Origin of the sequence: Allotabrizicola aquatica (SeqCode) (genome assembly GCF_965194375.1) — a bacterium.
Taxonomy (GTDB): domain Bacteria; phylum Pseudomonadota; class Alphaproteobacteria; order Rhodobacterales; family Rhodobacteraceae; genus Tabrizicola_A; species Tabrizicola_A aquatica.
In genome coordinates this window covers 153,469-167,859 of record NZ_CBDAEL010000003.1, presented here as the reverse complement: position 1 = coordinate 167,859, position 14,391 = coordinate 153,469, and the positions used below count along the sequence as shown (strand labels likewise).

Here is a 14,391-nt window from a genome sequence, read left to right as displayed (position 1 = left end):
GCGCAAGGGGGAGGGCGGGATGCCAGTGCGAAGCGATGTTGATCAGCTGACCGAGGCTGAGGCCCGGGGTGAGCTTGCCCGGCTGGCGCAAGCGCTGGCTGAGGCCAACCGCGCCTATCACACGCTCGACGCGCCCGAGATAACGGATGCCGAATACGACGCCCTGAAACGGCGCAATGCCGCCATCGAGGCGCGGTTTCCCGCGCTGAAACGGGCAGACAGCCCCTCCGATCAGGTGGGCGGCGGTCTGGGCGGCGGGTTTGGCAAAATCACCCATGCCGTGCCGATGTTGTCGTTGGAAAATGCTTTTGAAGACAGCGACATCACCGATTTTGCGTACCGCATCCGCAGCTTTTTGGGCCATAGCGGCCCCTTGGCCTTTACAGCCGAGCCCAAGATTGACGGGCTGTCCTTGTCCTTGCGCTATGAGGGCGGCGTTCTGGTGCAGGCGGCCACGCGCGGGGATGGCGCGGTGGGCGAAAACGTCACCGACAATGCCCGCACGATTGCCGATATTCCCCAGCACGTCACCAGCGCGCCGGATGTGATGGAGGTGCGCGGCGAGGTCTATATGTCCCACGCCGATTTCGCCGCGTTGAACGCCCGGCAAGCGGCCAATGGTGACAAGATCTTTGCCAACCCCCGCAACGCCGCTGCCGGGTCTTTGCGCCAGTTGGATGCGACGATCACCGCCGCCCGCCCCTTGCGCTTTTTCGCCTATGCCTGGGGCGATCTGTCCGCACCTTTGTCTGACACCCAGTTTGGCGCGATCCAGCGGTTGCGCGACATGGGGTTTCAGACCAACCCGCTGACCGTTTTGGCCAACAGCCCCGAAGCCCTTGTGGCACAGTACCGCAGGATCGAGGCGCAGCGCGCCAGCTTGGGCTATGACATTGATGGCGTGGTCTACAAGGTGAACGACCTTGCCTTGCAGGCGCGGCTGGGCTTTCGGTCCACCACCCCGCGCTGGGCGATTGCGCATAAATTCCCCGCCGAACTGGCTTGGACCCGGCTTGAAGGGATCGACATTCAGGTTGGTCGCACGGGGGCTTTGTCCCCTGTCGCCCGGCTTGCGCCGGTTACGGTGGGCGGTGTGGTGGTGTCGAACGCGACCTTGCACAACGAAGATTACATCGCCGGGCGTGACGCCAAGGGCCACCCGATCCGCAGTGGCAAGGATATTCGCATTGGCGACTGGGTGCAGGTGTACCGGGCGGGGGACGTGATCCCGAAGATCAACGATGTGGATCTGGCCCAACGCCTGCCTGACGCCCAAGCCTTCCTCTTTCCCACCCTGTGCCCCGAATGTGGGTCCGAGGCGCACCGGGCCGAGGGGGACGCGGTGCGCCGCTGCACCGGCGGGTTGATCTGTCCCGCGCAAGCCATTGAACGGCTGAAGCATTTCGTCTCACGCGGGGCCTTTGACATTGAAGGTCTGGGCGCCAAGCAGATTGAGATGTTCTTCAATGACCGGGTGCTGCCGATCAGAACCCCGGCGGATATCTTCACCCTTGCCGCGCGCGATGGGGCCAATCTGGGCCGGCTGGAAAACCGCGACGGCTATGGCAAAACCTCGGTCGCCAAGCTGTTTGCCGCGATTGAGGCCAAGCGCCGGATCGGGCTGGATCGGTTGATCTTCGCCCTTGGTATCCGCCACGCGGGTGAGGCGGCGGCAGGGCTTTTGGCCCGTCATTACAGCACATGGCCCGCGTTTGAGGCCGCCGTGACCTCCGCAACCCCCGGCAACCCGGAATGGACCGAGTTAACCGCGATTGACGGGGTCGGCGGCGTGCTGGCCAGTTCCCTGACCGAGGCGTTTCAAAACCCCGCCGAACGCGCCGCAATTGATGCGCTGGTCGCCCAGCTTGACCCCCAGCCGGTGGAAAAACCAAAGGGCGACAGTGCCATAGCGGGCAAGACGGTCGTTTTCACCGGCACGCTAGAACGCATGACCCGCGCCGAGGCCAAGGCCCGGGCCGAGGCGCTGGGGGCCAAAGTGGCAGGGTCGGTCAGCGCCAAGACCGATTTTCTGGTGGCGGGCCCCGGTGCCGGTTCCAAAGCGAAAGAGGCCGAACGGCTGGGCATCGCCATTCTGACCGAAGAGGCCTGGCTTGACCTTGCAGGCGCCGGATGACCCGCCCCGAGGCCCTGTTTCCGCTCTTTGCCGATCTTGAAACGCTCGAGGGCGTGGGGCCGAAAACCGCGCAGGCCTTTGGCGCGCTGGGTGTGACCAAGCCCAAGGATCTGTTGTATCTTTTGCCCCATGCCGCGATTGACCGCAGCCGCAAGCCCAGCATCCGCGATGTGGTGCCACCTTGCACCGTAACCGTCGAGGTTGACGTCGGTGGCCACGTGCCGCCGCGCCAGAAAGGCAAGCCCTACCGGGTGATGGTGCGCGATGCCGCGACGGAATTCCAATTGGTGTTCTTCCATGCCCGGGGGGACTACCTGCAAAAGCTTTTGCCGACAGGGCAGCGTCGCCTGATCTCGGGCAAGCTGGAAATCTTTGATAGCATTGCGCAAATCGTCCACCCCGATCATGTCTTGCGCCCTGAAGAGGCCAAAGATCTGCCCCTGTGGGAGCCGGTCTATCCCTTGGGCGCGGGGCTTGGTCAGCGCGCTTTGGCAAAGGCCGCCGAGGGTGCGCTCGCACGCGCGCCCGATCTGCCTGAATGGATTGATGGCCCGCTTTTGGCGCGTGAGGGCTGGCCCGGCTGGCAGGCCGCTGTGCGCGCCGCCCATGCCCCGGAAGGCGCTGCGGATCTGGCCATGACCGCCCCCGCCCGGCAGCGGCTGGCCTATGATGAGCTTTTTGCCCATCAGCTGACGCTGTCTTTGGCGCGCAGCCAATTGCGCCGCGCCAAGGGGCAGGTGACGCGCGGCACAGGCGCGCTGCAGGCCAAGGTCTTGCAAAGCCTGCCCTATGCTCCGACGACGGCCCAAACCCGCGCGGTGGGTGAGATCGCGCTGGATATGGAAAGTCCGTTGCGGATGAACCGGCTTTTGCAGGGCGATGTCGGGGCGGGCAAGACGCTGGTCGCGTTGATGTCGCTTTTGATCGCGGTCGAAGCGGGCGGGCAGGGGGTGATGATGGCCCCGACCGAAATCTTGGCCCGTCAGCATTACGAAGGGCTCGCCCCTTTGGCCGCCGCTGCCGGGGTCCGGCTGGAGATTCTCACGGGACGCGACAAGGGGGGCGAGCGGGCGGCCAAACTGGCAGCCCTTGCCCAAGGTCAGATCGGCATTTTGGTCGGCACCCATGCGGTCTTTCAAAAAGACGTGGTGTTCCAAGATCTTCGCCTTGCCATCGTTGATGAACAGCACCGCTTTGGTGTGGCGCAGCGCATGGAGCTGGGTGCCAAGGGCGAGATGGCCGATGTGCTGGTGATGACCGCCACCCCCATCCCGCGCAGCCTTGCTTTGGCCAGTTACGGTGACATGGATGTGTCGGTGCTGGATGAAAAGCCCGCAGGCCGTAAGCCGATCAAGACGGTTCTGGTGTCCTCCACCCGGCTGGATGAGGTGGTGGGCCATATGGCTCGGGCGGTGGCCGAAGGGCGGCAGGCCTATTGGGTCTGCCCCTTGGTCGAGGACAGTGAGGTGCTCGACTATGCCAGCGCCGAGGCGCGCTTTGCCAGCCTGCGCGCGGCTTTGGGTGACTGTGTTGGCCTTGTGCATGGGCAGATGGCCCCGGTGGAGAAAGACGCAGCCATGGCGCGGTTCGTGGCGGGCGAGACCAAGGTTCTGGTCGCCACCACGGTGATCGAAGTCGGCGTCAACGTGCCCAATGCCTCGATCATGGTGATCGAACGGGCCGAGATTTTCGGGCTCGCCCAGCTCCATCAGTTGCGCGGGCGTGTCGGGCGCGGGAGTGCCGCCTCGACGTGCCTCTTGATGTATCAAGCCCCCTTGTCAGAAAGTGGCGAGCGGCGCTTGACGGTGCTGCGCGACACTGAGGACGGCTTTCGCATCGCCGAAGAAGATCTGGCGATGCGCGGGGCAGGGGACCTGATCGGCACGGCGCAATCCGGCTTGCCGCGTTTTCGCGTGGCGGATCTGGAGCGGCAGGCGGGTCTGATGGCGATTGCCCAGACGGATGCGCGGCGTCTCTTGGCAGATGACCCCACGCTCGACAGCCCGCGCGGGCGCGCGGCGCGGCACCTGTTATGGCTGTTGGATCAGGACCGCGCAATTCGGCTTTTGTCAGTCGGCTGAGGGGTGCTTGGGTTCGGTGGTGAACAGGCGTATTTTTGTTGCCCGACCACGAACAGCCTAACGCAAAGTGCCGCTTTGTTCTCAAATGTTCTCATAAAGTTCTTGACGCATTGCGAATCTCATGAGAACAATACGGCAACAACCACAGGAGACAGCCATGCTGACTGAGATTGCCGAAATCGTGAATCGTTCGCGCGCCACGCTGATCGAAGATGCCGCCGGTGTGCTGTCGCTGTTTGTGATGCTTTATGCCGGGCTGACGCTGTCCGGCGCCTTCTGATCTGTTCTGCCTGCGATCTTTGCCCATCGGTGCCGCGCATCTGTCCCCAAGGGATGCGCCGCTAGGCAAGCCCCGGCCCGCCGATGATAGATACGCGCCTGACCGCCGTCTCCCTTAAGGGGGCGGCGGTTTTTTTATGTCCCGGCGCTTTCGGCCGCGATCATCGCCTCGCAGGCGGCCTCCAGCGGGAGGAGGATTGAGGCGTGGCGGTTCTTGTACTCGCGCGCCGGGATCAGCACCTCGTAGCCCTCAAAGGGCGCCGCAGGAACGGGGCCTGCGTCTCTGAGCATGGCACGCAGGCTGTCACGCGCCGCCTCAAGCTCGGCGCGGTCCTTGCCAACCAGCACACGCCCCAGAACCGAGGCGGAGGCTTGGCCAAGCGCGCAAGCCTTGACGTCCTGTGCAAACTGGGTGATCCGGCCATCCTTCACGACCACATCCACCGTGACGGTTGACCCACACAGGGGCGAGCGTTTCTTTGCGCTGCCCATCGGCGCCGAAAGTCGGCCCTGATGCGGGATCGAGGCCGCGAGCTCCAAAATCCGGCCCGAGTAAAGCTTGATCAGATCGCTGTCGGCCATAGACTTCCCCTTCGACTGCCTATGAGATAGGCCGCAATTCAACCGCCGCCAAGGACCAACCCGATGCCCTTTGATCCTGCAAGCCTAAAGTATGATGCCAACGGCCTGATCCCCTGCATCGCGCAAGACCATCAGACGGGCGAGGTGTTGATGTTTGCCTGGATGAACGCGACAAGTCTCGCGCGGACGCTGGAGACTGGCAACGTCACATATTGGAGCCGGTCGCGTCAGGCGTTTTGGGCCAAGGGCGAAACATCGGGTCATGTCCAACGGCTGGTGGAGTTGCGGTTGGATTGCGACCGCGATTGCCTGTTGGCGCTTGTGACCCAAGAGGGGCCGGCCTGTCATACCAACCGACGGTCATGTTTTTACACCGCCCTGCGGGACTGCGAAGAGGTTGAGATCCTGACGCCCATGGCATGAGGGGGCCCGCGCGCGGCCTGTCGGCATCCGCCGCACAAGCTGCGGTCTTGGTCAGTCGAGGGTGATCCGGGCTGATCCGGCGGTCATGATTCCTTTGGCCTGATCAAGGCGCAGATGGGCCAGCGCATGGGTCCCTGATTGGGTGAAAAGCCGCCCCACCACCTTGCCTGCGGCCAGAACATCGGTTCCCACTGGGGCTTGCCCGTCAATCGTCACCCGCGTCAGACCCTTGCGCAGTTCGGTCTTGTGCTTCATCCGCGCGGTGACTTCTTGGCCGACATAGCAGCCCTTGCGGAAATTCACGCCATGTAGCCGTTCAAATCCGTTTTCCAACAGATAGCTGTCATCGGGGATCAGCTCGAGCCCGCTTTCGGGTATCACATGGGCGACGCGGATCGTGTCCCAGTCGATCTGCGGGGTGTCCCCCAAGCTGCGATAGGCCCGCCAGCCCAGCGCCTCATGGCGCGGGTCGGGCAGGGCATCTACGGGGGTCTCACCCAGCCCACGGATCGCCATCAGTGCGCTTGGACCAAAGGCCACGTCGCTGCGCAGCTTGTACATGGTCAGGCGGCGCAGGGTGGTGTCGGCCAAGCTCTCGTTGATGTCGAGCAAGAGCATCTCGCCGGTGTTCACCACGAAGAAGTCAGCCAGATACTTGCCTTGCGGCGTCAAAAGCGCGGTCCAGACGATGCCCGGTGCCTTGGCCAGCGGCAGCACGTCATTCGACGTCAGCCCCTGCAAAAAAGGCAGCGCATCGGCCCCGGAGATCTGAAAGATGCGGCGATCCGAGGCGGTTTCGCCTGACGTCCTATCCATGGCTTAGCCCTTGAATTGTAACTGATAAAGCCGCGCGTAAAGCCCGTTCTGCGCGATCAGCGCGTCATGCGTGCCCTCTTCAACCACGCGGCCTTGGTCCATCACAAGGATATGGTTGGCCGCCCGCACTGTCGCAAGCCTGTGGGCGATGATCAGCGTCGTGCGCCCCTGCGCGGCCTTGGACAGGGCATCGGCCACGGCAGCTTCGGACTGGGCGTCCAAAGCGCTGGTGGCCTCATCCAAGAGCAATACGGGGCGGTCCTGCGCCAAGGCGCGGGCGATGGCCACGCGCTGGCGTTGACCGCCTGACAAGGCCGAGCCGCGCGGGCCGACCGGGGTGTCGATCCCTTGCGACAGTTGCGGCAGGAAATCAGCCACATGGGCGTCATGGCAGGCGGCCTGCAGTGCCGCATCGGGCAGGTCCCGCCCCAGCGCGATGTTGTCGCGCAAGGTTTCATCAAACAAGGCAGAGTCCTGCGTCACACTGGCAAAAAGGCGGCGCTGGTCCGACAGTGCAAGGCTGGACGCGTCGATCCCACCGATCAGGACTTTGCCCGCCGCCGGGTCCAAAAGCCCGGTCAACAGCTGGAACACCGTCGATTTGCCCGCACCCGAGGCGCCGACAATCGCGGTGGTCGCCCCGGCTGGCGCGGTAAAACTTAGGCCCCGCAGGATGGGCTGGTCGCCATAGGCAAAGGTAACGGCGTCAAAGCGGATCTCGGGCGCGCCGGGGGCGGGAAGCGCTGCGCTGGTGGCGGGGCGGGTCTGAACGGGCTGGGTGTCGAACAGCTCATAGATCCGCTCCAGACTGGCCGCGGCCACCTGCCATGTGCCCGACAGATCGCCCAAACGGCGCAGGGGTTGAAAGGTCAGCGACATGGCGGTGAAGAAGGACATGAATTCGCCGGTGGTGCGTTCGCCACTGGCAATCTCTCCTCCTGCCATCAAAAGAACGGCGAAAAAGCCAAAACCTGTGACAAAATCCATCATCCCGGGCATCAGCGCGCGCCCGGCCATGATCTTGACCTCTGCCCGGCGGATGAGGCCAAGGACGCGGTCAAACCGCCCGGCCTGATAGGCTTCCATCCGGTTCAGTTTGACCGCTTGAATGCCGTGAAAAATCTCATCCAGCCGGGTCGCGCGCAGTCCGGCCTGATCGCGCAGGTGGGTGGTCTTGCGCCGGATATAGCGCTGCACGGCCAGCGACGGCAGGATCAGCAAAGGCGCCCCGACAAGGGCGGCCAGCGTCCAGACCGGATCGATCGAAAGCGCCACGGCAAACAGAAAGATCAGGCTGAAGAGGTCGCGGCCAATCCCGGTGACCACCGCGCTCCACAGGCTTTGCACGGCCAGCGTGTCACCTTGCACCCGTTCAATCAGCGCGCCGGGGGCGTTTTGCTGAAAGAACGCACCCTCCAGCGTCAGGAGATGGCGGAGAAGTGCCGATTGCATGGCCGCCGCGACCTTTTGGGTCACCGCCGAAATGACCGTGCGCGAGGCGATGGTCGCCAGACCACGCACGGCGAACAGGCCAAAGATGATAAGCCCCACCGCCAGAAGCGGGCCTTGGCCGCCGGTTTTGAACACCTGATCGAACAAGGGTTCGATCGCACGGGCCAGCGCGCCCAATGTGGCCCCTTCGATCAGCATCAGGCCAAAGGCCAGCCCGATCATAGCCGTCTCCGACTTGAGGTAATCGCGCCAGTAGCGGCGGAAGAGCGGGCTCTTTGAGGGCGTTTGGTCGGTCACGCAGGGCCTTTGATGCAACTCGTCTGGGTGGAAGGTCTAGCTGGGGCGGGCGGTGCTGTCCAGAAGGCCGCCCCTCGTGCGCATCCAGTTGATCCGGCGTGATGGTGCCAGCCGACCTGCGGTGGTTGACGGCGCCGGGGCGCGCCGCTAGCCCTTGAGGCTGCGAATGCCCGCACAGGAGCTGCCATGCCCGCCATCGTCAATCTGTCCCATGGCCGCCCCTATCTTGCGATCCCCGGCCCCTCGGTCGTGCCCGACCGCGTGCAGCGCGCCATGCACCGCGCCGCCCCGAACATCTACGAGGGCGAGTTGCACAGCCTGACGGCCTCGCTTTGGCCCGATCTGCGGGCTGTCGCGGGCACGGTGCACAACGTGGCCTGCTACATCGGCAATGGCCATGCTTTGTGGGAAGCGGTGAACACCAACCTGTTTTCGCGCGGTGATAAGGTCTTGGTGCTGGCCTCTGGGCCTTTTGGCTTGGGCTGGGCCAATGTGGCAAGTGCCATGGGTGTGGATGTCGAGATCATGGATTTCGGCCGCAGTTCAGCCCCCGATATGGCCCGGGTCGAGGCGCGCTTGCGCGCTGATGCAGGGGCGCAGATCGTGGCCGTCCTGACCACCCATGTTGACACCGCCACCACGGCCCGCACCGATGTTGTCGCTTTACGCGCGGCGATGGACCGCGCCGGGCATCCGGCCCTGTTGGCGGTAGACTGCATCGCCTCGATGGGCTGCGATGAGTTTCGTATGGATGACTGGGGCGTCGATGTTGCCTTCGCGGCGAGCCAAAAGGGGCTTTTGCTGCCGCCCGGCATCGGCTTTGTGTGGTTTTCCGAAAAGGCCCGCGCCGTGGGCCGCAAGGCGAATTTGCGCACGCCCTATTGGGATTGGACCCCGCGCGCTGATGGGCCAGAGTTTTGGCAGTGTTGGCATGGCACGGCACCGACGCATCACCTTTATGGCCTGCGCGAGGCGCTGACCATGCTTTTGCATGAAGAGGGGCTGTCGAATGTCTGGGCCCGGCATGCGACATTGGCCCGCACCGTTTGGGCGGCCTTTGACGCTTGGGGGCAGGGGCATGACCGCATCGCGTTGAACATCGCCGACCCCGCATCGCGGGCGCGGGCGGTGACCTCGGCCCGGCTGGGCGCACCTGATGGCCAAGCGCTGCGTCAATGGTGCGAGGGGCTGGCGGGGGTCACCTTGGGCATTGGGCTGGGCATGGCCACGCCCGAAGACCCCCAAAGCACAGGGTATCTGCGGGTGGCCCATATGGGTCATGTGAACGCCCATATGACGCTGGGGGCGCTGGCGGTGATGGAGGCGGGGATGCAGGCCCTGTCCATTCCGCATGGCAAGGGCGCCTTAGAGGCGGCAACGGCGGTGGTGGCCGGGGCCATGCGCGCATGAACCAAGTCAAACGCCCGATCATTGGGGTTGCCCTGATGCTGGGGGCCATGGCGGTTTTGCCTGGCATTGATGTGATTGCGAAACTTCTTGGCCAGCAGGGCATGCCGATCTTGCAAGTGGTCTGGGCGCGGCTGGCGCTTGGGGCGCTGATGACGCTGCCCTTTGCCTTGCGGATTGCGGGGCCCAAGGCGCTTTGGCCGGACCGGCCTTGGTATCACACCTTGCGCGCGGCCTTTCTGGTGGCGGCGACCTTCTTCTTTTTCCTATCGCTGAAATGGCTGCCGATTGCCGATGCCTTGGCGATCTTCTTTGTGCAACCGCTGATCGTGACCGTCCTGTCGGCCTTTGTCCTGCGCGAGGCGGTGGGTCCGCGTCGTTGGATCGCGGTGGCGGTGGGCTTTATCGGCACCCTCATCATCATCCGCCCTGGCATTGCCGAGTTGAACCCCGGGTCATGGCTGGCGTTTGGGGCGGGGGTCACTCTGGCCTTCTATTTCGTGATGACGCGGGCAATTTCGGGCCGCGCCCATGCCATGGTGACCATGTTCCAGACCTCGCTTTTGGGTGGGTTGATCCTGTCGGCGGGGATTTGGTGGGTTTGGGTCTGGCCCAGTCCGACGCAATGGGCGATGCTTGCGGCGCTTGCCTTTATTGGGACTGCTGGCCATCTCTTGATCGTGCGCGCCTATGACCACGCCGAAGCGTCGTTGCTGGCCCCCTTGGCCTATACCGAGATGATCACCTCGGTCGCGCTCGGGTGGTTGTTCTTCAGCGATTTTCCCGATGCCTACACCTTCCTTGGCGTGGCGATCCTGATTTCCTGCGCGATCTATATTTCCATGCGGGAACGTGCCAACGGCCAAGTCCCCGCGCCAAAAGTGCAGGCGCAGCCCTAAAGCACCTGCGCGGGCTGGTTATTGTCCGTGTTTGGCCAGCCAGTCCTGCATCCAAGCGATTTCAGCCTCTTGAGCAGCGATCACCGCTTCGGCCAGCTTGCGCACCTCGGGGTCTTTGCCGTGTTCCAAGACGATGCGGGCCATATCGACCGCGCCCTGATGATGCGGGATCATGCCCCGGATAAAGTCAATGTCGGCATCTCCGGTGAAGGCAATAGCCATGCCTTCGTGCATCGCGGCATTGGCCTGCATGAAGGCCATGGTCGCGGGCGTCTCAGCCCCGGTCATTTGATGCCCGGCGTGGGGGTCGACGACGGTTTCTGCAAGGGCTGAGCTGGCAGAGAACAGGCTGGCGGCAACGATGAGGGTGCGGATCATGCGGGGCTCCTGAGGCGGGGTTCAGGTCCTACCATGCAGGCCGCGCCGCACAGGATGCAAATCACCCTTGGGTGAGCCTGCGACAGCGCTTTGACGCCCAAGGTTTCTTTACCCCGATTTCTGCACGTCTGGGGCTTCACCTTGGAGACTTGCCTTTCTATGCTGCGCGCAACGAGGAAAAGCAGGTTGACTATGGCACAGCCCAAACGGCCCCCGAAACGGCCTACGGTGGGGATCATCTCGAACTCCTACCAGATGAACGACCGCTATGAGGTGCATGCCTCGGGCCACATCAATTCGATCGCGGTCGCTGAGGTGGCGCGTTGTCTGCCGGTGATCCTGCCCTCGGACCCGCGTCTGGTGACGGTGGATGAGCTTTTGGACACGTTCGATGGGTTCTTGCTGACGGGCGGCCAGCCGAATGTACACCCGTCCGAATATGGCGAGCCGGAAACCCCTGCCCATGGGGCTTTTGACCGCAACCGCGATGCCATTACGCTGCCCTTGATCCGGGCCTGCGTTGACCGCGGCCAGCCGTTCTTGGGCATCTGCCGGGGCTTTCAAGAGATCAACGTGGCGATGGGTGGCAGCCTCTATCCCGAAATCCGCGAGCTTCCGGGCCGCATGAACCACCGAATGCCCCCCGAGGGCAGCTTGGAAGAGGTCTTCGCCCTGCGCCATGCGGTTCGGTTTACCGAAGGCGGGGTGTTTCACCGGCTGATGGGGGCCGATGAGGTGATGACCAACACGCTGCATGGCCAAGGCATTGCCCGCCCCGGCGCGCGGATCGTGATTGACGGCCACGCGCCTGACGGGACGCCCGAGGCGATTTATGTCAAGGACGCGCCGGGCTTTACGCTGGCGGTGCAGTGGCATCCTGAATGGAACGCCGCCAACGACCCGGTCTCGCGCCCCTTGTTCACCGCCTTTGGGCAGGCGGTGCGCGACTGGTCTGAGCGGGACTGATGCCAGTCGCGCTTTACACCTTTGGCCAGTTCATCCTCCCATCTGAACACCCGGACAATCGGGGTTTTCATGACCGCAATGACGCCAATCTGGCGGCGGTGGACCGGGCCGAGGGTCTGATCGGCCGATCGGGCTATGAGGGAGATCCGGGACCGGAAAGCTGGGGGACGCAGGTTTTTCCGCGGTTCTGGCAAGACCCGTTCGGTGATGGTTGGGCGCCGTCCACTTTGTCATGGTGGCGCGATCTGGAATCGATCTGGGCCTATACCTATTCCGGTATCCATGCCGAGGCCCTGGCCAAAGGGCGAACCTGGTTCCGCAAGGGCGATTGGCCGCCGCTGGTGATGTGGTGGAGCGAGATGCGCCCCGATTGGGTCGAGGGCGTGGCGCGGCATGAGCAGCTGCACGACCACGGCGCCAGCGCGCACGCCTTTGGCTTTCGTCAGGCCTTTGACGCGGCGGGACGGCATGCTGCGCCAGACCGCGCGCGGGTGCGAGAGATTGCGGCCCGGAATGCCACCAATGACCTTGCCTCGCGCGCCGAGCACCCGACCTTTGAGGATGATGCGCGCGATCGGGCGGGCGGGGGTAAGGCGGGGCTAAGCCGTCCTTAGTGTCAGGCCGTCAAAGGTGGCGGCAAGGACAGCATGGGCGGCGGCGCGTTGCGCCTCTGTCCCGCCCTCACAGCCCGCAAGCCACAGCGCCTGCGCCATAACCGCGCCGTTCAGGAGATGGGCGGTTGCCACCGGATCAAGCGGGCGCAGACGGTCTGCAGCGATCAACGCGGCCAGTTCCTCAACGATGATCGAGAAGCCGCTCTCCATCAGGATATCCATCGCCCGTGCGCCCATCACCGCCGGGGCGTCGCGAAAGAGGATGCGGGCGTTTTCAGGCCGCAGCGCAAGGTCAAGATAGGCGTGATAGCAGGCGGTTAGGCCCCCCCATGCATCGGGTTCCGCTTCGTAGATGCGGTCCAGTTCAATGGCAATCTCGGCATCGACGGCGCGAAAGACAGCCTCGAACAGCCCGGCCTTGTTCTTGAAATGGTGGTGAAGCGCTCCGCGGGTGACGCCTGCTTCAGCTGCCAGCGCATCGAGCGAGACATGGGCAAAGCCTAGAATGGCAAAAGCGTGACGCGCCGTGGCGACAAGGCGGTTGGCGGTTTGCTCCGCAGCTTCAGCCCGCGCTTGCGGGCGTGGTGTTGCGGTGGGAATAGGTGGGGCGGTGGTTGACATACGGTCCGTATGTAAGTTAGGAGCTGGCATACGTACCGTATGTGAAATGAAGGGATGGGGCAAGTGCAGGGCCGGGGATTGATCGGGGCGATCTGGCACGAGGTGCCGGGCATTGTCGTCTTGGCCTTGCCCATTGTGATTGGTCTTGCTGCATCAACCCTGATCGGGGTGACAGATTCTGTCATGTTGGCCCCTTTGGGGCCTGTGCCTTTGGCGGCTGTCGGCCTGACAGGTGCCGTGGCCGTGCTTTTTTACGCGGCGATCTATGGCCTTTTGTCGGCCTTGTCGGTGCGGATCGGTGCCGCTTGGGGGGCGGGGGCGGGGCTTGCGATCCCGGGCATGTTGCGGTCAGGTCTTGCCTTGGGGCTGTTGGTGGGAGTGGGTTCGGCCCTTATCATGGCCGCGCTCTGGCCTCTGCTTCCGCTTTTGGGCCAGCCTGATGAGGTGGTCGGCGCGATGCGGGGCTATTGGTTCTGGATCTGCGCCTTCTTGATCCCGTTTTCGGTTCTGACCGCCTTCAAGTCGGCCTTTGAGGCCGCTGACAAACCGTGGCTTGGAACGGCTTTTGCCTTTCTGGGCGTGGTGATCAACGTTCCGCTGAACTATGCGCTGATCTGGGGGATCGGCCCTTTGCCGGAGCTTGGGTTGACGGGGGCAGGCCTGGCCTCGTTTCTGGCCGAGACGATGGCGCTGGGGGCCGCGTTTCTATGGTGGGGCTACGCGCCGTCGATGCGGCGTCTGCGGCTGCGGCGCAATGTGGCGCTAAGCGAGATGCGCCTGACCTTCCGCGAAGGCGTGCCACTTGGGGCGATGTATGTGGTCGAGACCGCCTCGGTCAGCGTGGCGACGCTGATGATCGGTGCTTTTGGCACGGTGGCCTTGGCGGGCAATCAGGTGGCCCAGTCGGTGGGCGGGGTGCTTTATATGCTGCCGCTGGGCGTGGCCGGGGCTGTCGCGATCCGCGTGGCGCAAGAGCGCGGAGCGCAGAACATGGGCGCACTGCGGCCGATCGCGCTGGCAGCGGTCGTGGTGGCGGGCCTTTGGCTTGTAACGGCGGCATTGGTCTTGGCGCTGCAAGGGGCTGCAATCGCCCGGCTTGTTACCGATGACCCCGAGGTGGTGGCTGTTGCGGCTGCGATCTTCCTCGTCTTCGCCCCCATGCAGATCAGCGACGCGGTGCAATCGGCGATGCTGGGATCGCTGCGCGCCTTGTCCGACACCGCGTGGCCCGCACTTGTGTCGGCCATTGCCTATTGGCCGGTGGCCCTGCCTTTGGGCTATGCCTTGGCACATTGGGCCCAGATGGGCCCCTCGGGCATTTGGGCGGGCTATATCCTTGCGCTGGCGGGGGCAGGGGCGGCGTTGACCCTAAGGTTCTGGCGCAAAACGGCCTTGTTGGCGCAAAGCCCCTTGGTCTAGATGGTGGCAACGGTTCCAACGCA

Annotated in this window: 14 protein-coding genes; 9 read left to right on the top strand and 5 right to left on the bottom strand. The window is 64.0% G+C overall.

All coding sequences use genetic code 11. The features are described from left to right. The first annotated feature begins 19 nt into the window (after positions 1-19). From ligA to AC72UB_RS06095, 3 genes are all read left to right on the top strand, one after another. Entirely contained in the window at positions 20-2,134 is a 2,115-nt protein-coding gene (ligA, locus tag AC72UB_RS06105; RefSeq protein WP_505188986.1) for an NAD-dependent DNA ligase LigA, read from the top strand. Next, positions 2,131-4,215 carry an ATP-dependent DNA helicase RecG gene (gene recG / locus AC72UB_RS06100; RefSeq protein WP_505188985.1) on the top strand — a complete coding sequence of 695 codons (2,085 nt, stop codon included), beginning with the start codon at positions 2,131-2,133 and terminating at the stop codon, positions 4,213-4,215. The genes ligA and recG overlap by 4 nt, the downstream gene beginning before the upstream one ends. 157 nt (positions 4,216-4,372) lie before the next feature. Then, positions 4,373-4,495, top strand: a complete 123-nt coding sequence (locus AC72UB_RS06095; protein WP_463290509.1) for a hypothetical protein — start codon at positions 4,373-4,375, stop codon at positions 4,493-4,495. Positions 4,496-4,629: 134 nt separating this feature from the next. On the opposite strand, the gene AC72UB_RS06090 is transcribed toward AC72UB_RS06095, so the two are convergent. Beyond that, positions 4,630-5,076: an iron-sulfur cluster assembly scaffold protein gene (locus AC72UB_RS06090; protein WP_505188984.1), complete on the bottom strand. Its 447-nt coding sequence runs from the start codon at positions 5,074-5,076 to the stop codon at positions 4,630-4,632. A gap of 63 nt (positions 5,077-5,139) precedes the next feature. On the opposite strand from AC72UB_RS06090, the gene hisI reads away from it, so the two are divergent. Next, complete coding sequence (gene hisI / locus AC72UB_RS06085) at positions 5,140-5,499, top strand: phosphoribosyl-AMP cyclohydrolase (protein ID WP_505188983.1); 360 nt, start codon at positions 5,140-5,142, stop codon at positions 5,497-5,499. A 51-nt stretch (positions 5,500-5,550) separates the two neighbouring features. Here hisI and ygfZ read toward each other — a convergent pair whose 3' ends face one another. Both ygfZ and AC72UB_RS06075 read right to left on the bottom strand, forming a co-directional pair. Continuing rightward, positions 5,551-6,315: a CAF17-like 4Fe-4S cluster assembly/insertion protein YgfZ gene (gene ygfZ / locus AC72UB_RS06080; protein WP_505188982.1), complete on the bottom strand. Its 765-nt coding sequence runs from the start codon at positions 6,313-6,315 to the stop codon at positions 5,551-5,553. 3 nt (positions 6,316-6,318) lie between these two features. Then, a complete protein-coding gene (locus AC72UB_RS06075) occupies positions 6,319-7,989 on the bottom strand; it encodes an ABC transporter ATP-binding protein (protein WP_505189138.1) in 1,671 nt (556 codons plus the stop codon). Between the two features lie 261 nt (positions 7,990-8,250). Between AC72UB_RS06075 and AC72UB_RS06070 the strand changes: the two genes are divergently transcribed. Together AC72UB_RS06070 and AC72UB_RS06065 are read left to right on the top strand one after the other, a co-directional pair. Continuing rightward, positions 8,251-9,474, top strand: a complete 1,224-nt coding sequence (locus AC72UB_RS06070) for a pyridoxal-phosphate-dependent aminotransferase family protein (protein WP_505188981.1) — start codon at positions 8,251-8,253, stop codon at positions 9,472-9,474. Continuing rightward, the gene (locus AC72UB_RS06065; RefSeq protein ID WP_505188980.1) at positions 9,471-10,370 is read left to right on the top strand and encodes a DMT family transporter; all 900 of its coding nucleotides are present in this window, start codon (positions 9,471-9,473) and stop codon (positions 10,368-10,370) included. Before AC72UB_RS06070 ends, AC72UB_RS06065 begins: the two co-directional genes overlap by 4 nt. Positions 10,371-10,388: 18 nt before the next feature. Here the strand turns inward: AC72UB_RS06065 and copM are convergent, their stop codons facing one another. After that, positions 10,389-10,748, bottom strand: a complete 360-nt coding sequence (gene copM / locus AC72UB_RS06060) for a CopM family metallochaperone (protein ID WP_505188979.1) — start codon at positions 10,746-10,748, stop codon at positions 10,389-10,391. 192 nt (positions 10,749-10,940) lie between these two features. Here copM and AC72UB_RS06055 point away from each other — a divergent pair, with 192 nt between their 5' ends. Beyond that, positions 10,941-11,714: a gamma-glutamyl-gamma-aminobutyrate hydrolase family protein gene (locus tag AC72UB_RS06055; RefSeq protein ID WP_505188978.1), complete on the top strand. Its 774-nt coding sequence runs from the start codon at positions 10,941-10,943 to the stop codon at positions 11,712-11,714. After that, positions 11,714-12,328, top strand: coding sequence for a DUF3291 domain-containing protein (locus AC72UB_RS06050; protein ID WP_505188977.1), 615 nt, complete (start codon positions 11,714-11,716; stop codon positions 12,326-12,328). The genes AC72UB_RS06055 and AC72UB_RS06050 overlap by 1 nt, the downstream gene beginning before the upstream one ends. On the opposite strand, the gene AC72UB_RS06045 is transcribed toward AC72UB_RS06050, so the two are convergent. Beyond that, positions 12,314-12,949 carry a TetR/AcrR family transcriptional regulator gene (locus AC72UB_RS06045; protein ID WP_505188976.1) on the bottom strand — a complete coding sequence of 212 codons (636 nt, stop codon included), beginning with the start codon at positions 12,947-12,949 and terminating at the stop codon, positions 12,314-12,316. The genes AC72UB_RS06050 and AC72UB_RS06045 overlap by 15 nt on opposite strands. Positions 12,950-13,027: 78 nt before the next feature. Here AC72UB_RS06045 and AC72UB_RS06040 point away from each other — a divergent pair, with 78 nt between their 5' ends. Further along, the gene (locus AC72UB_RS06040) at positions 13,028-14,368 is read left to right on the top strand and encodes an MATE family efflux transporter (protein WP_505188975.1); all 1,341 of its coding nucleotides are present in this window, start codon (positions 13,028-13,030) and stop codon (positions 14,366-14,368) included. Positions 14,369-14,391: the final 23 nt, after the last annotated feature.